At 69.5% G+C, this 22,821-nt stretch carries 19 protein-coding genes and 1 riboswitch; of the genes, 16 read left to right on the top strand and 3 right to left on the bottom strand.

The features are described 5' to 3' along the window. Positions 1 to 179: 179 nt before the first annotated feature. Together ettA and QN245_RS17840 are read right to left on the bottom strand one after the other, a co-directional pair. The gene (gene ettA / locus QN245_RS17845; RefSeq protein WP_160970653.1) at positions 180 to 1,841 is read right to left on the bottom strand and encodes an energy-dependent translational throttle protein EttA; all 1,662 of its coding nucleotides are present in this window, start codon (positions 1,839 to 1,841) and stop codon (positions 180 to 182) included. Positions 1,842 to 1,979: 138 nt separating this feature from the next. Continuing rightward, complete coding sequence (locus tag QN245_RS17840; RefSeq protein ID WP_317843798.1) at positions 1,980 to 3,425, bottom strand: MFS transporter; 1,446 nt, start codon at positions 3,423 to 3,425, stop codon at positions 1,980 to 1,982. 223 nt (positions 3,426 to 3,648) lie between these two features. Between QN245_RS17840 and QN245_RS17835 the strand changes: the two genes are divergently transcribed. The 6 genes from QN245_RS17835 (at position 3,649) to ribD (ending at position 8,814) form a co-directional block, all read left to right on the top strand. Further along, positions 3,649 to 4,584, top strand: a complete 936-nt coding sequence (locus QN245_RS17835) for a helix-turn-helix transcriptional regulator (protein WP_317843797.1) — start codon at positions 3,649 to 3,651, stop codon at positions 4,582 to 4,584. A gap of 110 nt (positions 4,585 to 4,694) precedes the next feature. Continuing rightward, the gene (locus tag QN245_RS17830; RefSeq protein WP_317843796.1) at positions 4,695 to 5,195 is read left to right on the top strand and encodes an RcnB family protein; all 501 of its coding nucleotides are present in this window, start codon (positions 4,695 to 4,697) and stop codon (positions 5,193 to 5,195) included. A 121-nt stretch (positions 5,196 to 5,316) separates the two neighbouring features. Next, a complete protein-coding gene (glyA, locus tag QN245_RS17825; protein ID WP_317843795.1) occupies positions 5,317 to 6,585 on the top strand; it encodes a serine hydroxymethyltransferase in 1,269 nt (422 codons plus the stop codon). A gap of 105 nt (positions 6,586 to 6,690) precedes the next feature. Beyond that, a complete protein-coding gene (gene nrdR, locus QN245_RS17820; protein WP_010340907.1) occupies positions 6,691 to 7,221 on the top strand; it encodes a transcriptional regulator NrdR in 531 nt (176 codons plus the stop codon). A gap of 4 nt (positions 7,222 to 7,225) precedes the next feature. Then, the gene (locus QN245_RS17815) at positions 7,226 to 7,708 is read left to right on the top strand and encodes a GNAT family N-acetyltransferase (protein WP_317843794.1); all 483 of its coding nucleotides are present in this window, start codon (positions 7,226 to 7,228) and stop codon (positions 7,706 to 7,708) included. Next, positions 7,705 to 8,814, top strand: coding sequence for a bifunctional diaminohydroxyphosphoribosylaminopyrimidine deaminase/5-amino-6-(5-phosphoribosylamino)uracil reductase RibD (ribD, locus tag QN245_RS17810; RefSeq protein WP_317843793.1), 1,110 nt, complete (start codon positions 7,705 to 7,707; stop codon positions 8,812 to 8,814). Before QN245_RS17815 ends, ribD begins: the two co-directional genes overlap by 4 nt. 88 nt (positions 8,815 to 8,902) lie before the next feature. On the opposite strand, the gene QN245_RS17805 is transcribed toward ribD, so the two are convergent. Next, the gene (locus QN245_RS17805) at positions 8,903 to 9,526 is read right to left on the bottom strand and encodes an outer membrane beta-barrel protein (RefSeq protein ID WP_184644513.1); all 624 of its coding nucleotides are present in this window, start codon (positions 9,524 to 9,526) and stop codon (positions 8,903 to 8,905) included. 215 nt (positions 9,527 to 9,741) lie between these two features. Continuing rightward, positions 9,742 to 9,906: riboswitch (FMN riboswitch) on the top strand. Positions 9,907 to 9,985: 79 nt separating this feature from the next. Between QN245_RS17805 and QN245_RS17800 the strand changes: the two genes are divergently transcribed. From QN245_RS17800 to kdpB, 10 genes are all read left to right on the top strand, one after another. Continuing rightward, positions 9,986 to 10,585: a riboflavin synthase gene (locus QN245_RS17800; RefSeq protein ID WP_184448390.1), complete on the top strand. Its 600-nt coding sequence runs from the start codon at positions 9,986 to 9,988 to the stop codon at positions 10,583 to 10,585. Positions 10,586 to 10,697: 112 nt separating this feature from the next. Then, positions 10,698 to 11,825: a 3,4-dihydroxy-2-butanone-4-phosphate synthase gene (ribB, locus tag QN245_RS17795; protein ID WP_184645192.1), complete on the top strand. Its 1,128-nt coding sequence runs from the start codon at positions 10,698 to 10,700 to the stop codon at positions 11,823 to 11,825. A 119-nt stretch (positions 11,826 to 11,944) separates the two neighbouring features. Continuing rightward, positions 11,945 to 12,412, top strand: a complete 468-nt coding sequence (gene ribH, locus QN245_RS17790) for a 6,7-dimethyl-8-ribityllumazine synthase (protein ID WP_184448389.1) — start codon at positions 11,945 to 11,947, stop codon at positions 12,410 to 12,412. Then, positions 12,409 to 12,888, top strand: coding sequence for a transcription antitermination factor NusB (gene nusB, locus QN245_RS17785; protein ID WP_317843792.1), 480 nt, complete (start codon positions 12,409 to 12,411; stop codon positions 12,886 to 12,888). Before ribH ends, nusB begins: the two co-directional genes overlap by 4 nt. A 108-nt stretch (positions 12,889 to 12,996) precedes the next feature. Continuing rightward, positions 12,997 to 13,971, top strand: coding sequence for a thiamine-phosphate kinase (gene thiL, locus QN245_RS17780; RefSeq protein WP_317843791.1), 975 nt, complete (start codon positions 12,997 to 12,999; stop codon positions 13,969 to 13,971). A gap of 232 nt (positions 13,972 to 14,203) precedes the next feature. After that, complete coding sequence (locus QN245_RS17775; RefSeq protein ID WP_160966585.1) at positions 14,204 to 15,787, top strand: CocE/NonD family hydrolase; 1,584 nt, start codon at positions 14,204 to 14,206, stop codon at positions 15,785 to 15,787. A 1,295-nt stretch (positions 15,788 to 17,082) separates the two neighbouring features. Next, positions 17,083 to 18,591, top strand: coding sequence for an outer membrane beta-barrel protein (locus tag QN245_RS17770; protein WP_317843790.1), 1,509 nt, complete (start codon positions 17,083 to 17,085; stop codon positions 18,589 to 18,591). 302 nt (positions 18,592 to 18,893) lie between these two features. Beyond that, on the top strand, positions 18,894 to 18,986 hold the full coding sequence (locus QN245_RS17765) for a potassium-transporting ATPase subunit F (RefSeq protein WP_010341961.1): 93 nt from the start codon (positions 18,894 to 18,896) through the stop codon (positions 18,984 to 18,986). 16 nt (positions 18,987 to 19,002) lie between these two features. After that, entirely contained in the window at positions 19,003 to 20,715 is a 1,713-nt protein-coding gene (gene kdpA / locus QN245_RS17760) for a potassium-transporting ATPase subunit KdpA (RefSeq protein ID WP_317843789.1), read from the top strand. Between the two features lie 10 nt (positions 20,716 to 20,725). Beyond that, the gene (gene kdpB, locus QN245_RS17755; protein WP_317843788.1) at positions 20,726 to 22,795 is read left to right on the top strand and encodes a potassium-transporting ATPase subunit KdpB; all 2,070 of its coding nucleotides are present in this window, start codon (positions 20,726 to 20,728) and stop codon (positions 22,793 to 22,795) included. Positions 22,796 to 22,821 lie beyond the last annotated feature (26 nt).

Genomic DNA, 22,821 nt, shown 5'->3' with positions numbered 1-22,821 from the left:
CCGACGTGCTTTTCGTAGGAGCGGCTTCAGCCGCGACCGGGCGTTACCGGTAGCGCCTCGGTCGCGGCTGAAGCCACTCCTACGAGCGTCCCTGCAAACGTCATCGTGGACACAACCGCAAAACGCACACGGCCCGCGCGAGGCGGGCCGTGGCGGGTGCTGCACGAACGCGCTGCGGCTTACTTCAGCGCCTTGAAACGCAGGCGCTTGGGGCCGGCATCGTCGCCCAGGCGGCGCTTCTTGTCTTCCTCGTACTCGCGGTAGTTGCCCTGGAAGAACTCCACGTGCGAGTCGCCCTCGAAGGCGAGGATGTGGGTGGCGATACGGTCCAGGAACCAGCGATCGTGCGAGATCACGAAGGTGTTGCCCGGGAATTCCAGCAGCGCGTCTTCCAGCGCGCGCAGGGTTTCGATGTCCAGGTCGTTGGACGGTTCGTCGAGCAGCAGCACGTTGCCGCCCTGCAGCAGGGTCTTGGCCATGTGCAGGCGGCCGCGCTCACCACCGGACAGCGAACCGACCATCTTCTGCTGGTCCTGGCCCTTGAAGTTGAAGCGGCCGATGTAGGCGCGCGACTGGATCTCGATGCCGTTGATGTTGAGGATGTCCAGGCCGCCGGCGATTTCCTGGAAGACGTTGTGGTTGCCTTCCAGCTTGTCGCGGCTCTGGTCCACGTACGACAGCTGCACGGTCGGGCCGACCACGATCTCGCCCGAATCCGGCTTCTCCTGCCCGGTGATCATCTTGAACAGGGTCGACTTACCGGCACCGTTGGGGCCGATGATGCCGACGATGGCACCCGGCGGGATGATCATCGACAGGTTGTCGATCAGCAGGCGGTCGCCGAACTTCTTGGAGACGTTCTTGAACTCCATCACCGAGTTGCCCAGGCGCTCGCCCGGCGGGATGAAGATTTCGTTGGTCTCGTTGCGCTTCTGGTAGTCGACCGACTGCAGTTCGTCCAGCCGCGCCAGACGCGCCTTGCCCTTGGAGCGGCCGCCCTTGGCGTTCTGCCGGGCCCACTCCAGCTCCTTCTGGATCGCCTTCTGCCGCGCCTTCTCCTGGTTCTCTTCCTGCTTCAGGCGCTCGTCCTTCTGCATCAGCCACTCGGTGTAGTTGCCCTTCCACGGAATGCCGCGGCCGCGGTCCAGTTCCAGGATCCACTCGGCGGCGTTGTCGAGGAAGTAGCGATCGTGGGTGACCGCGACCACGGTGCCGCTGTAGCGCGCCAGGAACTGCTCCAGCCATTCGACGGACTCGGCGTCGAGGTGGTTGGTCGGTTCGTCGAGCAGCAGCATGTCCGGCTTCTGCAGCAGCAGCCGGCACAGCGCCACGCGGCGCTTCTCGCCGCCGGACAGGTTGGCGATCTTGGCGTCCCACGGCGGCAGCCGCAGTGCGTCGGCGGCCACGTCGAGCTGGTTCTCCAGGGTGTGCGCATCGCCGGCGGCGAGGATCGCCTCCAGGCGCTCCTGTTCCTTGGCCAGCGCGTCGAAATCGGCGCCTTCCTCGGCATAGGCGGCGTACACCGCTTCCAGCGCGGCCTGCGCCTGCAGCACTTCGCCCACGCCTTCCTCGACCGACTCGCGCACGGTCTTGTTCGGGTCCAGCTCCGGCTCCTGCGCCAGGTAGCCGACCTTGGTGCCGGGCTGCGGGCGCGCCTCGCCTTCGAAATCGGTGTCCACGCCGGCCATGATCTTCAGCACGGTGGACTTGCCGGCGCCGTTGAGGCCGAGCAGGCCGATCTTGGCGCCGGGGAAGAACGACAGCGAGATGTCCTTGATGATCTGGCGCTTGGGCGGCACGGTCTTGCTGACCCGGTTCATGGTGTAGATGTATTGCGACATGGCGGCTCCAAAGGCGCAGGGCGCCCGCCGGCCGGCGGCCGGAGGGCGTCGAAAGGGATGACGGATTATAGCCGGACGGCCGCCGGCATTCTTTGCCGCGCGGTTGCGGCACCAGACGCGCGGGCGTTGCCGCGCGGCCTACTCGGCGATCGGCGGCAGCGCCGCGCTCGGTGCCGTTGCCGATGTGCCGGCACGACGTTGCCGGCGCAGATAGAACAGTGCGCAGATCACCAGCAGCAGCATCGCCAGCCACTCGCTGTGCAGCGCTGCCTGCATCGCGGCCAGGCTGCCGCCGCCGCGGGCGTGGGCGTAGATCGCGCCCAGTGCCGCTGGCCCCAGGCCCATGGCCGCCTGCAGGATGGTGGAAAGCATGGCGCTGCCGGCGCCGGCATGGTCGGTGGGCACCTGCGACAGGCCGATGCGGTAGAAGCTGGCCACGATCCAGGCCTGGCCGGCGCCGATCAGCGCCGTTGCCGGAGCCAGGTTGAGTGCGCCCGGGTGCGGCCACACCGCGTGCAGCGTCCAGCCCAGCGCCAGCAGGCCCAGCATCTGCACCAGGCAGCCGAGCAGCAGCGTCGGCACCGGGCCGCAGCGCGCCGCCACGCGGGCGCTGACCAGCGCGGAGGCGAAGTAGGCCGCGCCCAGTACGATGAAGGCGTTGCCCGACTGCAGCGGCGAGAGTCCGGCGCCGGTCTGCAGCGTCAGCGCCAGCACGAACATGAAGCCGCTCCAGCAGGTGAAGAACACCCCGCCCACCAGCAGCGCGAAGCGCACGCTGGGCAGCCGCAGCAAGGCCGGCGGCAGCAGCGGCGTCCGCCCGCGGCGTTCCTGCCACAGTTCGACCCGGGTCAGTGCCGCCAGCAGCGGCAGGCAGGCGGCCAGCACCGCCAGGCATGCCGGTGGCCAGTGCAGCGCCGGGCCCAGCGCCAACGGCAGCAGCAGGCAGGCCAGGAACAGCCCCAGCAGCCCGGCGCCGGCCAGGTCGGGCGGCATCCGCCGCGCCGCGCGCGTCTCCGGCACGGCGCGCAGGCAGGCCAGCGCCAGCAGGCAGAACGGCAGGTTGATCAGGAACACGCTGCGCCAGCCGGAGCCGGCGATGTTCGCGCTGACCAGCGATCCGCCCAGTACCTGGCCGATGACGAAGGCGATGCCGCCCAGCGAGCCGTACAGCGCCAGCGCCCGGGCGTGCGCCTTGCCGTGCAGGCTGACGTGGATGGTGGCGAGGATCTGCGGCACCGCCAGTGCCGCGCCCAGCCCTTGCAGCGTGCGCCCGGCCAGCAGCGCCGTCACCGAGCCGGCCACGCCGCACAGCAACGAGGCCAGGCCGAACAGCAGCACGCCGGCACCGAACACGCGGCGCCGGCCGAGGTTGTCGCCGAGCCGGCCGCCTGCTGCCAGGCCCACCGCGAAGGCGACGCCGTAGACGGCCACGATCAGCTCCAGTTGCATCGCCGACGCATGCAGCGTGCGCGCGATCGAACCGAGCGCGACATTGAGGATGGAGAAGTCGATCAACGGCAGCATCTGCCCGATCAGCAGGATGCCGAGGCCGCGGCGGCTCAGGGCGGGGGCGGTGGCGGACATGGCGGAGACGGGGGAGGGCGTGGTCATGGCGCGCAGTATGGAGAGCCTCTAAACTGGTACAAGGACTCATTTATCCTGGTACTGGCAGTGCCTCCCTGGGATCTCGGGCGGTTTGCTTTGGGTGCGACGTCCCCCGGTGGTGTAACGGGAAATGGCGGCGCAGCGAGCGCTGTGTGCCGGCACGGGATCGTTGGCACTGGCGGACAACGAAGCGGAGAAGACGATGCAACTGGACCTCGCCCATTCCACCTCCAGGCCGGAGCGGGTCGCCGCGTCTGCCACGCCTGCAGCGTCGTCGGGCCCGGCCCTGGCCAGCGAGCGTGCCCGCGCGCTTGGCGCCTTCCTGCGCGCCCGCCGCGAGAGCCTGGATCCGGCGCGCCTGGCGCTGCCGCGCGGCGGCAGGCGCCGCACCCCCGGCCTGCGCCGCGAGGAGGTCGCCTTGCTCGCCGATGTCGGCGTGACTTGGTACACGTGGCTTGAACAGGGGCGCCCGGTGCGCGCTTCGGCGCGCGTGCTGACCGCCATCGCCCGCGCCCTGCAGTGTTCGGAGGTCGAAACCGCGCACGTGCTGGCGCTGGCCGGCGTGGGCGGCACGACCGCCCTGGCGGCGGCGCCGTGCGAACGCCTGACCGGCACCGCGCGCATGCTGCTCGATCAGCTCGGGCCGTGGCCGGCGATGCTGCAGACCCCGCGCTTCGACATCCTCGGCGCCAACCCGGCCTTCGAGCGGCTGATGGGCGTGACCCTGGCCGACCTGCCCGACACCGATCGCAACTGCGTCTATCAGGCCTTCACCAATCCGCGCTGGCGCGACGCATTGCTCGATCGGCAGGACGTGCTGCAGCACATGGTGGCGTTGCTGCGCGCGGCGATGGCCGAACACCTGGGCGAGCCGGAATGGGAGGCGTTGCTGGCGCGCTACCGTGCCGCCTCGCCCGAGTTCGATGCGCTGTGGCGGCAGCGGCGCGAGGTGCGGGGTGTTGAGAACCAGCTCAAGCGCTTCCGCCATCCGCAGGAAGGCGAGCTGCGCCTGCACCAGGTCAACTGGTGGTCGGCGCCGCGCAACGGCAACCGTCTGGTGGTCTATTTGCCGGCCGATGACACAGCGCAGGCGGCGCTATTGCGCCTGCACGCACAGGCCGCAAACCCTGATGGATGAACGCTTTCTTAGTCCGATCGGGAAAGCTGAATACGTAACCGATTCCAGAAGGAGGCGGTTCAGATGGCAAGGGCCTAAATGCAATCGCCACACCACGTGACGGAGTTGCCATGAACATGAAACGCCTTGCCACAATTGCCCTCTCGTCCGCGCTGGCGCTGGGTTTCATGGCGCCACCCGCATTCGCCTGGGGTCCGGGCGGCCCGGGCCCGGGCTGGGGCCCGCCGGGTCCTCCGGGGCCGCCGCCTCCGCCGCCGGGACCGGGTCCGCGCGACCATGGCTGGTACGACCGCGGCTACCGCGACGCCGATCGCGAGCGTTACTGGCGCGACCGTGAGCGCGACCGCCGCGACGCTCGCCGTGCCTACGATCGCGGCTACCGCGACGGCTATCGCACCGGGCCGGACGTCGTCTACTACCGCCCGGGTCCGCCGCGCTGGGCGCGCGGCCAGCGCTACTACGGCCCGAACTACGTGGTCTACGACTACGACCGCTACCAGGTCCGGCGTCCGCCTCACGGCTATCGCTGGGTGCGCGACGACACCGGCAACCTGCTGTTGGTCGCCATCGCCAGCGGCATCATCGCCGACCTGGTGCTCAGCGGTCGCTGAGCCTTGCTGCGGCACCAGCAGACGGCCTCCTTCGGGAGGCCGTCTGCGTTTTGGTTCGCCCTGGGCCCTGCGCGGGGCTTAAACTAGCGGTCTGCCTTCTGTCCATGCCCCTGGAGACCCGATGTTCCCGCGCGACGCCCGCATCGAAACCTACGATCCCGACCTGGCCCGCGCCATCGCCGCCGAAGCCGGCCGCCAGGAAGACCACGTCGAGCTGATCGCCAGCGAGAACTACTGCAGCCCGCTGGTCATGGAAGCGCAGGGCAGCCAGCTCACCAACAAGTACGCAGAAGGCTACCCGGGCAAGCGCTATTACGGCGGCTGCGAATTCGTCGACGTCGCCGAGCAACTGGCCCTCGACCGGGTCAAGCAACTGTTCGGCGCCGACTACGCCAACGTGCAGCCGCACAGCGGCTCGCAGGCCAACCAGGCGGTGTACTTCGCGCTGCTGCAGCCGGGCGACACCATCCTCGGCATGTCGCTGGCGCATGGCGGCCACCTGACCCACGGCGCCAAGGTCAACGCCTCCGGCAAGCTGTTCAACGCCGTGCAGTACGGCGTCAACGACCAGGGCCTGATCGACTACGACGAGGTCGAGCGCCTGGCGGTGGAGCACAAGCCGAAGATGGTGGTGGCCGGCTTCTCCGCCTACTCGCAGGTCATCGACTGGGCGCGCTTCCGCGCCATCGCCGACAAGGTCGGCGCGTATTTCTTCGTCGACATGGCGCACGTGGCCGGCCTGGTCGCCGCGGGCGTCTATCCGACTCCGCTGCCGCATGCGCACGTGGTCACCTCCACCACCCACAAGACCCTGCGCGGCCCGCGTGGCGGCATCATCCTCGCCAGTGCCGCCGGCGCCGGCGACAAGCTCGAAGACCTCTCCAAGAAGCTGCAGTCGATCGTCTTCCCCGGTATCCAGGGCGGCCCGCTGATGCACGTGATCGCGGCCAAGGCGGTGGCGTTCAAGGAAGCGCTGGAGCCGGAGTTCACCACCTATCAGCAGCAGGTGGTGAAGAACGCGCAGGCCATGGCCAAGACCCTGATCGCGCGCGGCTACAAGATCGTTTCCGGCGGCACCGAGAACCACCTGATGCTGGTCGACATGATCGGCCGCGACGTCTCCGGCAAGGACGCGGAGGCGGCGCTGGGCAAGGCCCACATCACCGTCAACAAGAACTCGGTCCCCAACGACCCGCGTTCGCCGTTCGTGACCTCGGGCCTGCGCCTGGGCACCCCGGCGATCACCACCCGCGGCTACCAGGAACAGGATTGCGTCGACCTGGCCAACTGGATCGCCGACGTGCTCGACGCCCCGGCCGACGACACGGTGCTGGCGCGCGTGCGCGACGCGGTGACCGCGCAGTGCCGCAAGTATCCGGTGTATGGCTGAGCGGCGGGGATTGGAGATTGGGGATTCGGGATGGAGCGTAAGCTCCGGTCCTGAGGCGCCCGCTTTTTCCAATCCCCAATCCCCAATTCCCAATCCCGGCCCCTGATGCACTGTCCCTTCTGCCAGCACACCGATACCCGGGTGATCGATTCGCGCGTGTCCGAGGACGGCGCGACGATCCGCCGTCGTCGCGAGTGCGAGGCCTGCGGCGAGCGCTTCAGTACGCTGGAGACGATCGAACTCAAGCTGCCGACGGTGATCAAGAGCGACGGCGGCCGCGAGGCGTTCGATGCGCGCAAGCTGCGCACCAGCTTCGACCGCGCGCTGCAGAAGCGGCCGGTGGCCGAGGAGCAGATCGAGGCGGCGGTGCGCGCGGTGGTGCACCAGTTGCGCATGTCCGGTGAGCGCGAACTGCCGTCGATCCGGGTCGGCGAGTACGTGATGGCCGAGCTGCGCAAGCTCGACCACGTCGGCTATGTGCGCTTCGCCTCGGTGTACCGCAGCTTCCAGGACGTGGCCGATTTCCGCGAGGAGATCGAGAAGCTCGAGCGCGAGTTGCCGGTGGGCAGCGAGCAGTTGCCGCTGCTTGACCTGGTGCGCGCGGCCAAGCCGGGCGACAAGACCGGCAAACGCTGAGCGCATGCGCATCGTCTGTCTGGCCGAGGCGGCGCAGCACATCCCGGCGCTGGCGCAGGAGCATCTGCAGGCGTTCGGCCCGCTGCTGCCGGAGTGGAACGTGGTGGAGGCAGAGGCCGACCTGCGCAGCCATCGCGACGACCGCCGTATTCCCACCACCTGGATCGCGCTGGATGGCGAGGACTGGCTGGGATCGGTGAGCCTGCTGCAGAACGACGACGCGCGCATCCGCCAGTTTTCGCCATGGCTGGCCACGCTGTACGTGCGGCCGCAGGCACGCAGTGCCGGCGTCGGCGCCGCCCTGGTCGCGCACTGCGTACAGGCCGCCGCCGGCTTCGGCGTGCAGTGGCTGTACCTGTACTGCGAGCCGGTGCTGGTGCCGTTCTACGAGCGCCTGGGCTGGCGGCGCCACGCCGACCTGCCGCTGGGGCCGCTGCAGATCGTGGTGATGCGCCGCGACGCCGGCGCTGCCGCCGCATCCGCATGAGTGCCGACCTCGTTCCCGGCTTCTCCGCCGACGACCATCGCTGGATGGCGCAGGCCCTGCGCCTGGCCGAGCGCGGCGCCTACACCACGCGCCCGAACCCGATGGTCGGCTGCGTCCTCGTACGCGGCGGCGTCGTGGTGGGCGAGGGCTTCCACCAGCGCGCCGGCGGGCCGCACGCGGAGGTGTTCGCGCTGCGCGCCGCCGGCGAACGCGCCCGCGGCGCCACCGCCTACGTGACCCTGGAGCCGTGCGCGCACTACGGCCGTACCCCGCCGTGCGCGCTGGCGCTGATCGAGGCCGGGGTGACGCGGGTGGTGGCGGCGATGGCCGATCCGTTCCCGCAGGTCAACGGCGGCGGCTTCGCGCTGCTGCGCGCCGCCGGCATCGCGGTGCAGGCGGGCCTGATGGAGGCGCCGGCGCGCGCGCTCAATCGCGGTTTCCTGTCGCGGGTGGAGCGCGGCCGGCCATGGCTGCGGATCAAGCTCGGCGCCAGCCTGGACGGACGCACCGCGCTGGCCAGCGGCGAATCGAAATGGATCACCGGCGCGGCGGCGCGGCAGGATGTGCAGCACTGGCGCGCCCGCGCCGGCGCCATCCTCACCGGCGCCGGGACCGTGCTGGCCGACGATCCGGCACTGACCGTGCGCCTGGATGCCGCGATCGAAGTGGCGCCGCCGCTGCGCGTGGTGCTGGACGCGCAACTGCGCAGCCTGGCGCAGACCAAGGTCCGCGACGGCAGCGCGCCGACCCTGTACCTGCACGCGCCGGACTGCGTGCCGCCGGCGCTGGAGCATGCCGCCTTCGCCGCGGTGCCGCTGCACGACGGCCGCTGCGACCTGCACGCGGCGCTGCGCCTGCTCGGCGAGCGCGGCATCAACGAGGTGCAGGTCGAAGCCGGGGCGACGCTGGGCGGCGCACTGTTGCGCGCCGACGTGGTCGACGAAGTGCTGGTGTACATGGCGCCGCTGCTGCTTGGCGATACCGCCCGCCCGCTATTGGCTGGGCTCGGCATCGACACGATGGCGCAGCGCGTGCCGCTGCAGCTTGCCGACGTGGTGCACCTGGGGCAGGACCTGCGCTTGCGCTATCTCCCGTTGGTGGGCTGAGTCCATCAATGTGAGGCATAAACGCAAAGGGCACGCCGGCGGTGTATGCCGGCGTGCCCTTTGTGCGCGCAAAACGCCGCGCTTTTGATCAGAAGCTTGCGCGCACGCCGACCTTGTACTGGCTGGCGTCATCGATGTATTCGATTTCGCCGACCATGCCCCAGGTGCGCGTGAAGTTGATCTGGCCACCGAGGGTGCCGACGAACTTGCCTTCGTCGGCATCGCTGCCGTCGATGTAGCCGGCCTTGATCCAGGCTTCGGTCCGCGGCGAGGGCTTGCCGCGCAAGCCGAGATTGACGGCACCCAGGGTGCTGGAATCGGATCCGCGGCCCAGACGCACGCCGTCCTCGCGCAGGTCGGCTTCGGCCTTGATCCGCAACACGCTGGCGTCTGCGATGAAATCGACGCGCTCGGTCATTTCCTGGCGGTAGCCGATGCCCAGGTTGGCCTGCTGCACGGTCACCTTGCCGCTGTACACCTCGGACAGGGCGAAGTCTTCGCTGGCGCGCTGGTAGCCGGCGAACACATACGCCGGCTCGGCGATCTGCCAGGAACCGCGCAGGTAGCCGCCGTTGACGTCCTCGGAGGACGCATTGACGTTGATGTCGGTGCGGTTCCAGCCGCCTTCGACATAGTTGTAGCTCAGGCCTTCGGCCGACGCGGCAAAAGGTGCGGCCGCCAACAGGGCAGCCAGGATCAGTGTGTTGCGCATGGGTGGTGCTCTCCGGATGAATGGCAGTGTCATCGTCCCAATGCAGGGCGGCACACAGGCGACGTCTCCTGTCGCAAACAGGATCTTAACATATATTTCACATTCCTGTCTTCGCGGCGGGCTGCGTGATGCAGCGTCCCGCCGCGATGGGTAATGCAGGCCGGGCCCGTATGCCGCGCCTGCTAGAATGCGCGGGCCGGTTCGCCGGCGACCACAAACGTCTTCAGGGCGGGGTGCGATTCCCCACCGGCGGTAGGTGCGTTCGCGCACGAGCCCGCGAGCGCTTCCCGGCGCAGGCGCGACGCGTCGAAATCGGGAAGGTCAGCAGATCCGGTGCGATGCCGGAGCCGACGGTATAGTCCGGATGAAAGAAGACGGCCTTCGCGCAGCCTTGCGGCTGTGCGCGTGCCTGTTTGCCTTGTGGCGTTTTTCGCTCACCCCATTGCGAGAAACGTAGCTATGTTCACCGGAATCATCGAAGGCGTCGGCCATCTCGCCGCACGCCAGCCGCAGGGCGGCGATATCCGCTTCACCTTCGCCACCGGCAGCCTGCCGTTCGCCGACGTGCGCCTGGGCGAGAGCATCGCGGTCAACGGCGTGTGCCTGACCGTGATCGCGTTCGACGCCGCCTCGTTCCAGGCCGACGCCTCCACCGAGACCCTGGCGCTGACCACGCTCGGCCGCCTGGCCGAGGGCGCGGCGCTGAACCTGGAGCGGGCGATGCGCCCCAGCGACCGCCTCGGCGGGCACCTGGTCAGCGGCCATGTCGACGGGCTCGGCCAGGTGCTGTCGATCCACGACGACGCGCGCGCGCAGCGCTGGCGCTTCGCCGCGCCGGCGGCGCTGTTGCGCTACATCGCCAAGAAGGGTTCGATCTGCGTGGACGGGGTCAGCCTCACCGTCAATGCGGTCGATGCGGAAGGCTTCGAAGTCGCGCTGATCCCGCACACCGTGGCGCACACCGCGTTCGCGCAGACCGCCGTCGGCGCGGCGGTGAACCTGGAGATCGACCTGGTCGCGCGCTACGTCGAACGCCTGCTGCAGGGCCGCCAGGACTGATCCTGGCCGCATCCGTTTCGCCTTTTCGTCGCGCCACGCCGCTGCCTGCGGCGCGCGCGGCACCCTCCGTCTTTCCGCGAGTCCCCGCATGTCGCCTTCCGTTACCCCGAGCCTGAATTTCGCCTCCGTCCCCGAGCTGCTGGAAGAACTCCGCGCCGGCCGCATGGTGGTCATCGTCGACGACGAGGACCGCGAGAACGAGGGCGACCTGATCATGGCCGCCGAGCTGGTCAAGCCCTCGGACATCAACTTCATGGTCACCCACGCGCGCGGCCTGGTGTGCCTGTCGCTGACCCGCGAGCGCTGCGCGCAGCTGGGCCTGGCGCCGATGGTCCAGCGCAACACCGCGCAGTTCCATACCAACTTCACCGTCAGCATCGAGGCCGCCGAAGGCGTGACCACCGGCATCTCCGCCTACGACCGCGCCCACACCGTGCGCACCGCGGTCAAGCCCGATGCCAAGCCGCACGACCTCAGCCAGCCCGGCCACATCTTTCCGCTGATCGCCCAGCCCGGCGGTGTGCTGACCCGCGCCGGCCACACCGAGGCGGCCAGCGACCTGCCGATGCTGGCGGGGCTGGAGCCGGCCGGCGTGCTGGTGGAGGTGCTCAATCCCGACGGCAGCATGGCGCGGCGTCCGCAGTTGGAGGAGTTCGCCCGCACCCATGGCCTGAAGATGGGCTCGATCGCCGACCTGATCGCCTACCGCCTGGCGACCGAGCACACCGTCGAGCGCATCGACGAGCGGCCCATCGATACCGAGTTCGGCGGTTTCACCCTGGTCACCTACCGCGACCGCATCGCCCACGATCTGCACTTCGCCCTGGTTCGCGGCACCCCGGACGCCGACACCCCGACCCTGGTGCGGGTGCAGGTGGAGAATCCGCTCGCCGATCTGCTGCACTGGCGCCGCGAGGACTTCGGCGTGGCGGCCAGCGACGCGCTGCGCGCGATCGCCGCGGCCGACCGCGGGGTGATGGTGGTGCTGTCCGCGCCGCGCGACAGTGAGGCGCTGCTGGCGCGGCTGCGCGCGCAGCCGGAGGCGGCGCACGGCAAGGACGTGGGCCAGTGGCGGCGCAACGGCGCCGGCAGCCAGATCCTGGCCGACCTGGGCCTGGGCAAGCTGCGCGTGCTCGGCACGCCGCGCCGGCAGATCGGCCTGGCCGGGTTCGGGCTGGAGGTGGTGGAGCACATTGAGCCGGGAATCGGGAATCGGGATTGGGGAATCGGTAAAAGCTGATTCCGAGCGATTCTCGCCATTGGCGGTGCTCAGCCGACTACGCGGTTCCCCTGGATCGCATTCCGGGCCCTGGCCTCCCTGCCTGTTAAACTCTCCCACCCCCTCAAGCTGCCACCGCCATGTCCCATTACGAAGGCGACCTCCGCACTCCCGAGTCGGCGCGTTTCGCGATCATCGCCAGCCGCTGGAACGCCCGCATCACCGACGTGCTGGTCGCCGGCGCGCGGCAGAGCCTGTCCGGCAACGGCATCGCCGATGACGCGGTGGACGTGATCCGCGTGCCGGGCGCGTGGGAGCTGCCGCTGGTCGCCGCGCGCCTGGCCGCGACCGGCAAGCACGCCGCGATCATCGCGCTGGGCTGCGTGATCCGTGGCGATACCCGCCACTACGAACACGTCGCCGATGGCTGCGCCGAGGGCCTGCTGCGGGTCTCGCTGGACTTCCGCATCCCGGTGCTCAACGGCGTGCTCGCCGTGGAGCAGGTCGAGGACGCCGAGGCGCGTGCCGGCGGCAGCCATGGCAACAAGGGCGAGGAAGCGGCGCTGAGCGCGCTGGAGATGGTCAACCTGCTGGAGTTGCTGCCGTGAACAAACCCGCTGGCCACAAGCACTACCCACGCCGCGATGGTGTCGATCCGGTCCTGCGCTCGCGCGCGCGTCGGCGTGCGCTGCAAGCGATCTACGCCTGGCAGATTTCCGGCGGCAACGCCCAGCACGTGATCGCGCAGTTCGCGCACGAACAGGCGCACGAGATCGCCGACCTGGTGTACTTCGAGAACCTGGTCGAAGGCGTGCTCAAGCACCGCGCCGAACTGGACGAAGCGCTGGTCGGCTACCTGGACCGCACGGTGGAGGAAGTGGACGCGATCGAGCGCGCGGTGCTGCGCCTTGCCGCCTACGAACTGCTGCACCGCATGGACGTGCCGTACCGCGTGGTGATCAACGAAGCCATCGAGACCGCCAAGCGCTTCGGCTCCGAGCACGGGCACACCTACGTCAACGGCGTCCTGGATCGGGCCGCGCTGCAGTGGCGCGCGGTGGAGTCGGGTGGCGGCGGCGCCTGACGGCGCGGGATTGGGCATTCGGGATTGGGGATTCGCCAGAGCGACATTCCCGTCCGAGGACGCGCTTTTGCCAATCCCCAATCCCCAATCTCCATTCCCGGTCCTCCAATGCCTGAATTCGATCTGATCGAGCGCCTGCGTGCGCGCAGTCGGGCGCGTGCGGATCTGCCGCTGGGCATCGGCGACGATGCGGCGTTGCTGCTGCCTCCAGCGGGGGAATTGCTGGCGATCACCACCGACACGCTCAATGCCGGGGTGCATTTCCCGGCCGAAACCGCGGCCGCCGACATCGGCTGGAAGACGCTGGCGGTGAATCTGTCCGACCTGGCGGCGATGGGCGCGCAGCCGCGCTGGTGCACGCTATCGCTATCGCTGCCGCAGGTCGACATGGCCTGGGTCGATGCGTTCGCCGAGGGCTTCTTCGCCCTGGCCGACGCGCACGCCATCGGCCTGGCCGGTGGCGACACCACGCGCGGGCCGCTGGCGTTGTCGGTGACCGCGATCGGCAGCGTGCCGGCGACGGCGGCGCTGCGCCGCGATGCCGCGCAGCCGGGCGACGAGGTCTGGGTGACCGGCCAGCCGGGCGAGGCCGCCGCGGCGCTGGCATTGTGGCAGGGCGGCCGCCTGGACGTGACCGCGCCAGCCGCCGATCCGCTGCACGAACACCTGCGCCAGCGCCTGCTGCGGCCGACACCGCGGGTGCAGGCCGGCTTGCGCCTGCGCGGCCTGGCGCGGGCCTGCGTGGATGTCTCCGATGGCCTGCTGGCCGACCTGGAACACATCTGCGTGCGCAGCGGCGTCGGTGCCGAACTGGAGCTGGTCTCGCTGCCGACGGTCGCCGCCCCGGCCGACGCGGACCCTGCACAGGTACACGCCTGGCAACTGGGCGGCGGCGACGACTACGAGCTGTGCTTCACCGCCGACCCGGTACAGCGCGTTGCGATCGTGCAGGTGCTGCAGGCGGTCGGGGTCACGGCGACGCCGATCGGGCGCATCGTCGCCGGCCGCGGCATTGTGGTGCGCGATGCGGCCGGCCGGCCGTGGCAACCGCCGCGCAGCGGCTACCAGCACTTTTTGAGCTGAGCCAAGTGGCCTGAGCGCACGCCGGGCCCAGGCCGCGGCGCCAGGACGTGAGGCCCGCCGGCCAACGCCGACCGACGCCCCTTCCATACTGTGCCGCACTGCGGCGTGAATATAGCCCGTACCTGGTGGTACGGTCCGCCTGCCCGGCCCCGTGTCGAGCGCTTGTCACCGTTCTGGCAGTACCGTTCCGGCAGCCGGCCATTCCGGTTCGGCGCCGCTTGGGAGGCAGTCCATGCGCATGTCCGTGTCACGTCGCATCGCCCTTGGCGCGATGTTGCTGGTGTTCTCCGCCGCCGCGGCCGCGGCCGGTTTCAGCAAGCAGTACCAGAGCATTTCCAGTTTCGATGGCACCAAGCTCGGCGCGCTCGTCCTGGTGCCGCAGGGGCAGGGCCCGGGACCGTTCCCGCTGGTGGTGATGCCAGCCAGCTGGTCGCTGCCCAACCTGGAGTACGTGGGCCGCGCCAGCGAACTGGCCAACGACGGCTATGTAGTGGTCAGCTACACCTCGCGCGGCTTCTGGGACTCGCAGGGGCTGATCGACATCGCCGGGCAGCCGACGGTGGAGGACGTCAGCGCGGTGATCGACTGGGCGCTGGCCAACACTCCGGCCGACGCCAAGGCGATCGGTGTGTCGGGCATCTCCTACGGCGCCGGCACCAGTCTGCTCGCCGCCGCGCGCGACCCGCGGATCAAGGCGGTGGCCGCGCTCAGCGGCTGGGCCGACCTGCAGGCGTCGCTGTACGCCAACAGCACGGTCAGCCAGCAGGGCGTGGGCATGCTGGTCGCCGCCGGGGTCGCCACTGGCCGGCCCGGTCCGGAACTGGCGCAGATCACCGCGCACGTGGCGGTGGGCGACTACGACGGTGCGGTGCAGGGCTTCCTGCCCAAGGCCGCCGAACGCGGGGTGATCAACGAGGTGCAGGCGCTCAACCGCAACGGCCCGGCGGTACTGCTGGCCAATGCGTTCAACGACGGCCTGTTCCCGCCGAACCAGTACATCAACCTCTACAACCAGCTCAGCGTGCCCAAGCACCTGATGTTCAGCCAGGGCGACCACGCCACCGCCGAACTGCCGGGCGCGTTGGGCCTGCCGAACCAGGTGTATACCGAGGCCACGCGCTGGTTCGACCGCTACCTGAAGGGCCGCGACAACGGCGTGGACCGCGAAGCGCCGGTGCAGCTGTCGACCCTCGGCGGCACCTGGCTCAGCTATGCCGACTGGAACAGCGTGCAGGCCGGCGCCACGCGCTACGGCCTGACCGGCCCCAGCGGCCTGCTGCTGCCGACCGGCTCGCTGAGCACCGGCAACAGCAGCGGCTGGAACTACCGCATCGCCACCGGCGTGCCGACCCTGGCCGACTCCGGCGTGGTGATGTTGAGCGGCCTGCTGCAGGGCCTCGGCCAGCCGGTGACGACCTCGATCCCGCTGGTCAGCCGTGCTGGTGCCGCAGTGTGGAGCGGCCCGGTGCTGTCCAGCGACAAGCGCCTGGCCGGCGCGCCGTCGCTGCGGCTGACGGTGACCCCGAGTCAGTCCAACGTGTCGCTGTTCGCCTATCTGTACAGCATGGACAGTTCGGGTTCGGCGCAATTGCTCAGCCACGTGCCGTACACCCTGCGCAATGCGACGCCAGGGTCACCGGTGACGCTCGACCTGGCGCTGCAGGCGACCGCGGTCGAGATCCCGGCTGGTCGCCGCCTGGTGCTGGTGGTGGACACCACCGATCCGCGCTACACCTCGGCCAGCCGCTTCGGCGGCACGGTGAGCTTCAGCTCGCCGACGGCCACGCCGTCGTTCCTGAGCGTGCCGTTGCACTGAGGCAGTTAGCGTTTCCCTTCTCCCCTCGGGACCATGGCCCCCTTTTCGGGGGAAGGTGCCCCGCAGGGGCGGATGAGGGTGCGGGCGGAGCTTCGCATGATCAGGTCGACGTGGCGCTTCGCGCACCGTACCCTCACCCCAGCCCCTCTCCCGGCGGGAGAGGGGCTTTGGCTCTCCCTTCTCCCCTCGGGAGAAGGTGCCCCGCAGGGGCGGATGAGGGTGCGGGCGAAGCTTCGCATGATCAGGTCGACGTGGCGCTTCGCGCACCGGACCCTCACCCCAACCCCTCTCCCGGTGGGAGAGGGGCTTTGGCTCTCCCTTCTCCCCTCGGGAGAAGGTGCCCCGCAGGGGCGGATGAGGGTACGGGCGAAGCCTCGCATGATCAGGTCGACGCGGCGCTTCGCGCGCCGGACCCTCACCCCAACCCCTCTCCCGGCGGGAGAGGGGCTTCGGCTCTTCCCTTCTCCCCCCCTGGGAGAAGGTGCCCCGCAGGGGCGGATGAGGGTGCGGGCGAAGCCTCGCATGATCAGGTCGACGCGACGCTTCGCGCACCGGACCCTCACCCCAACCCCTCTCCCGGAGGGAGAGGGGCTTTGGCTCTCCCTTCTCCCCTCGGGAGAAGGTGCCCCGCAGGGGCGGATGAGGGTACGGGCGTAGCCTCGCATGATCAGGTCGAGGCGACGCTTCGCGCGCCGTACCCTCACCCCAACCCCTCTCCCGGTGGGAGAGGGGCTTCGGCTCTTCCCTTCTCCCTTCGGGAGAAGGTGCCCCGCAGGGGCGGATGAGGGTACGGAGCCACGCATCGCCACACAGCGCACCGGCCCATTCTGCATACGAATTTACGTAGGTTTTATTCGAACCGGCGCGCGCTTTGCAACGAAGATATCCGGCGATTCCTATACTTTCCGCGCTGACGACGGGGATGCTTGCGTGGAATCGATGGCTGGAAGTTTGAGCGTGTCGCTGACCGCAATGATCGCTTGCATGCGCAATATGTCGCCTCCGGTCGCGCATTCGCCTAGTGCCCGCGTCAGCGTGGCCGTCATGCCTCGTGCGTTGCGACGCCACGATGTCTGCCGCAGCGCGCTGCAGCGTCCGCCGCCACGCAGCAGCGCGCTCACTGCACGCGCGTTGACCACCTGACACCGCCGCCACCGCGGCGCTGCATTCCAACTCTCTCCACGCGATGCGCCACCAGGCGCATCGCCGGCGATGGCGCGTGCGCGTGACGCGGCGCGCTGTCGTTGTCTCCCTCCACCCAAACAAGGACGGCTCGTCGCAGAGCCGAAGTCGCGATGTCCATGAAGCTCCATCCCCTGTTCCTGTCCCTGACTCTGCTGTGCGCCGGCGATGCCGCCGCCGCAGGTCTGGCCGCGCCCGTGTCGGACGCGATGCCGGCGTCGGGCGCCGCCACGGCGCCGCTGGCGCGCAGCGCCGATTGTGCCAATGGTTTCTTCTCGCGCCTGGCCTCGGCCTATCGCGAGGATGCGCAACCGGCCGATCCCGATGCGCCGACGCCAGCGCGCCGCGGCCTGGCTTCGCCGTTCTCCTCGCCGCCGTTTCCGTCGGCCGAATGGCAGCTCGGCGCGGTGGACTACCCGGTCGGCGTGCCCAACGAGAATGCGCAGTACCCGGTCGAGAAGGCGCTGGCCTGCACGCGTGTGGGGCAGTGGATGCAGCGCAACCGCATCGAGCTGTACGGCTGGATCAATCCCTCGCTCAACGCCAGCACGTCCTCGCGCACCAACTATCCGCTGTCCTACTCCACGCGGCCTAATCGCGGCGAGTTCAACCAGGCGCTGATCCGCCTGCAGCGCGTGCCGGACACCGTGCAGACCGATCATGTCGACTGGGGCTTCCATCTCGACGACCTGTACGGCTACGACTACCACTACACCACGATGAAGGGGGTCACCAGCGATCAGTTGCTGCACCACCCGCAGGCCAACAGTGCGCTCAACGGCAAGATCTACGGCAACGATCCGATGATCGCGCACGTGGACCTGTACCTGCCGTCGGTGGCGCAGGGCATGCTGGTCACGGTCGGCCGCTACCTGTCGCTGCCGGACATCGAGGCGCAGTTCTCGCCGAACAACTACCTGCTGACCCATTCGATCCTGTACACGGTCGACGCCTATACCAACATGGGCATCCTCACCACCACCAAGCTCAACGACCAGTGGACGCTGCAGCTCGGCGTGCACGGCGGCGACGATTCGGCGATCTGGGACGCGACCAGCCGCCTCAGCGCGCAGGCCTGCCTGCGCTGGGTCTCCAAGAGCAACGACGACATGCTGTATCCGTGCGTGGAGTCGTACAACAACGCCGCACAGACCTACAACAACCTGCAGGAGTTCGTGCTGACCTGGGGCCATCGCTTCTCGCCGAAGGTGCACATGCTCACCGAGGCCTACCACCTCTACGTGCGCGACCAGGCGCTGGCGACCGATCCGTCGCAATCGCACGCGCCGACCGGACGCCCGGGCTATGCGCTGGGCGAGGCGCCCGACTTCCCGCTGGGCCGCAGCAGCGCCGACGCCATCGTCAACTACGTCAACATCCAGCTCGGCGCCTCGGACATGCTGGCGATCCGCAACGAGTTCGTGAACGATCACGACGGTCAGCGCACCGGCTTCGCCACGCGCTACTCCAGCCACACCATCGGCCTCACCCACTGGGTGTCGCAGGACCTCGAGATCCGCCCCGAGCTGCGCTACGAGCACGCCTATGATTTTCCCGCCTACGACGGCGGCCGCCGCAATCATCAGGCGACTGCGTTGATCGACGCGATCCTGCACTACTGAGGACGGCGCGCGCGGCGCCGGCCGTGTCGCGCGTCATCGTGCGCTGCCGGCGCCGACCATGGCGATACGCCGGCACGCACGGTTTTACGCAGAATTTATGCGCGCCGCGCGGCTTCGCCACGGAGAGTTTATGGCGCTGGCTTCGATAATGCCGGCCTGGGCCAGAAGGCCTGTCCGACCCGGCGTGCGTCGCCATGTTGCGCTTCCCTTCTGCCGCCGTGCGCGTGTCGCGTACGGCGGTGTTCCCACGTGATTGCGGCCTGCCCTGCGGCGGGCCGTCCCTTTGTTTCGGAGTTGAGACCATGAGCGGTTGGCTTTCGTTCGTTTGCGGCGTGGCGGTGATCGTCGCGGCCGGTTACCTGCTGTACGTGATCCTGCGCCCCGAAGATTTCTGAGCCGAGTGCCACTTCCATGATCGATACATTGCTTGTCTATGCGCTCGCGCTGCTGCTGGGATGGCCGCTGGGCCTGTACCTGGCCAAGGTGATGCGCGGGGCGCCGATGCGCGGCGACGCGCTGTTCGGCTGGATCGAACGCCCCCTGTACCGCCTGCTCGGCACCGATTCGGCGCGCGGCATGCACTGGCGCGCCTACGCCGGCGCGTTCCTGGCCAGCAACCTGGTGCTCGGCGTGCTGGTGTTCGCGCTGTTCGTGACCCAGGCCTGGCTGCCGTTCAATCCCGATGCGGTGCCCAACATGCGCTGGGACGTGGCCCTGCACACCATGGTCTCGTTCCTGACCAACACCAATCAGCAGCACTACTCGGGCCAGGCGCAGCTGTCGTACCTGTCGCAGGCGGTGGGCGTGGTCGGCCTGCAGTTCATCACCCCGATGATGGGCCTGGCGCTGGTCGCGGCGACGCTGCGCGGCCTGTTCGGCGGGCGCGGCCACGATGCGGCGCGCGCGGCGGCCGGCGGCGAGTTGCCGCAGGACGTGGACGTCGGCAACTACTGGGCCGACGTGATCCGTCCGACCCTGCGCTTCCTGCTGCCGCTGTGCCTGCTGTGGACGCTGCTGCTGACCCAGCAGGGCGTGCCCTCGACGTTGGCCGCCGGTCCGGTCGCCACGCCGCTGGACGCCAGCGCCGGGCAGCAGACGCAGAAGATCCCGCTCGGCCCGGTCGCGGCGATGGTGGCGATCAAGCAGCTCGGCACCAACGGCGGCGGCTGGTACGGGCCCAACAGCGCGATGGCGCTGGAGAATCCCACGCCGTTCTCCAACCTGCTGGAGGTGCTGGCGATCGTGCTGATCCCGGTGGCGGTGGCGTTCATGGTCGGCCCGTTCACCGGGCGCCGCAAGTTCACCGCGCTGGTGTTCGGCAGCATGCTGGTGATGTCGCTGGCGTCTACCGCGGTGTCGCTGTGGGCCGAAGGCCACGCGCCCGGCAGCGCCGCGCTGATGGAAGGCAAGGAAGTACGCTTCGGCGTGGACGACTCGGCCGCCTGGTCGTCGCTGACCACGCAGACCTCCAACGGCTCGGTCAACGCCATGCACGATTCGCTGGCGCCGCTGACCGGCGGCGTGGCCATGGTCAACATGCTGATCAACGCGATCTGGGGCGGCATCGGCTGCGGCCTGCAGCAGTTCCTGGTGTATCTGCTGCTGAGCGTGTTCCTGGCCGGACTGATGACCGGGCGCACCCCGGAATTGTTCGGGCGCAAGATCGAGGCACCGGAAGTGCGCCTGCTGGCGCTGCTGATCCTGCTGCAGCCGCTGGTGCTGCTCGGCTTCACCGCGGTCACCCTGGCGCTGCCGGCATCGATCTCGGCGACCTCCAATCCCGGCTTCCACGGCATCAGCCAGGTGTTCTACGAGTACACCTCGGCCTTCGCCAACAACGGCTCCGGCTTCGAGGGCCTGGGCGACGGCATTCCGTGGTGGAACCTGAGCTGCACCGCGGTGCTGCTGCTGGGCCGCTATCCGGCGCTGATCGTGCCGCTGATCGTGGCCGCGCAACTGGCGCGCAAGCGGGTGGCGCCGGAAACCGGCGGCAGCCTGCAGGTGGAAACCCCGACCTTCGCGCTGACCCTGATCGCGGTCATCGCGGTCCTGACCGTTCTGCAATTCACGCCGGCTTTGGTGTTGGGACCGATCGCCGATCACCTGACCCTGGCCGCGCACTGAGACGACGACGATGAGCACCCCGCTTCCTTCTACTTCCGTGGCTTCTTCGCCGGCGCGCCGGCCTGGGCTGTTCGATGCCGCGGCGCTGCGCGCGGCCTTGCGCGACAGCGTGCTGAAGCTGTCGCCGCGGCACCTGCTCGGCAGCCCGGTGATGGCCGTGGTCTTCGCCGGCACGCTGCTGTCGGCGCTGATCACCGTGTCCGGCCAGGGCCCGGCCGGCTTCGGCTGGGCGGTGACCGCGATCCTGTTGATCACCGTGCTGTTCGGCAACTTCGCCGAGGCGGTGGCCGAGGCGCGCGGCCGCGGCCAGGCCGCCTCGTTGCGGCGCGCACGCAAGGACCTGGTGGCGCGCCGGGTCGCCAGCGCGCGGTTGGACGGCGAGGCCAGCGTGCCCGCCGCCGAACTGCGCCCGGGCGACCTGGTGGTGGTCTCAGCCGGCGAACTGATCCCGGCCGACGGCGAGATCGTGCACGGCCTGGCCACGATCAACGAGGCCGCGGTCACCGGCGAATCCGCGCCGGTGCTGCGCGAGGCCGGTACCGACCGCTCCGGCGTCATCGGCGGCACCAAGGTGCTGTCCGACGAGATCCTGGTGAAGGTCACCGCCGAGCCGGGCCACAGCTTCCTGGACCGCATGATCGCGCTGGTGGAAGGCGCAAACCGGCAGAAGACCCCGAACGAGATCGCGCTGACCATGCTGCTGGCGGCGATGACCCTGACCTTCCTGATCGTGGTCGCCTCGCTGCCGGCGATCGCCGGCTTCGTCGGCGTGCACGTGGATCCGCTGCTGCTGATCGCGCTGCTGGTGTGCCTGATCCCGACCACCATCGGCGGGCTGCTGCCGGCGATCGGCATCGCCGGCATGAATCGCGCGCTGTCGGCCAACGTGCTGGCCAAGTCGGGCAAGGCGGTGGAAGTGGCCGGCGACGTCGACGTGCTGCTGCTGGACAAGACCGGCACCATCACCCACGGCGATCGCCAGGCCACCGTGTTCCATGCGCTCAGCGGCGTGGACGTGGCGCAACTGCGCGAGGCGGCGATGCTGTCGTCGCTGGCCGACCCGACCCCGGAAGGCAAGTCGATCGTGCGCCTGGCGCGCGAGCAGGGCCTGCCGCCGGCCGATCCGGAAGACGCCGAGTTCGTCGCCTTCACCGCGCAGACGCGCATGTCCGGCGTCGACCTGCCGGGGTTCGGCACGGCGTCGCCGCGGTCGATCCGCAAGGGTGCCGCCGATGCGCTGATCCGCCACGTCACCGCGCTGGGCGGGCAGGTGCCGGCGGAGCTGAAGAGCCGGGTCGAGCAGGTCGCGCGCAGCGGCGCCACGCCGCTGGTGGTGGCCGAGGGCCGGCACGTACTGGGCGTGGTCGAACTGTCGGACGTGGTCAAGCACGGCGTGCGCGAGAAGTTCGCGCGGTTGCGTGCGATGGGCGTCAAGACGGTGATGATCACCGGTGACAACCCGCTCACCGCCGCGGCCATCGCCGCCGAGGCCGGCGTCGACGACTACATCGCCGAAGCCACGCCCGAGGACAAGCTGGCGCGCATCCGCCAGGAGCAGGCCGGCGGACGCCTGGTGGCGATGGTGGGCGACGGCACCAACGACGCGCCGGCGCTGGCCCAGGCCGACGTCGGCCTGGCGATGAACTCCGGCACCCAGGCGGCCAAGGAGGCCGGCAACATGGTCGACCTGGATTCGGATCCGGCCAAGCTGCTGGCGGTGGTGGAAGTGGGCAAGCAGCAGCTGATCACCCGCGGCGCGCTGACCACGTTCTCGCTGGCCAACGACGTGTCCAAATACTTCGCGATCCTGCCGGCGCTGTTCGCCGCCTCGATCCCGCAGATGGCCGCGCTGAACGTGATGCGCCTGTCCAGCCCAACCAACGCAGTGCTCGCGGCGCTGATCTTCAACGCGCTGGTGATCCCCGCGCTGATCCCGCTGGCGCTGCGCGGCGTGCGCTTCACCCCGTCCTCTGCGACCTCGCTGTTGCGCCGGAACATGCTGATCTACGGCGTGGGCGGCGTGCTGCTGCCGTTCGTCGGGATCAAGGCCATTGATCTGTTGCTGGTGGCGCTGGGCTGAGCCCGGCGCCGATTTTGACGCTCCTT

Source organism: Xanthomonas rydalmerensis (assembly GCF_033170385.1).
In the GTDB taxonomy this organism is placed as follows: Bacteria; Pseudomonadota; Gammaproteobacteria; order Xanthomonadales; family Xanthomonadaceae; genus Xanthomonas_A; species Xanthomonas_A rydalmerensis.
Note: the sequence above shows the minus strand (reverse complement) of the source record. Positions and strands in the feature narration are given on the sequence as shown.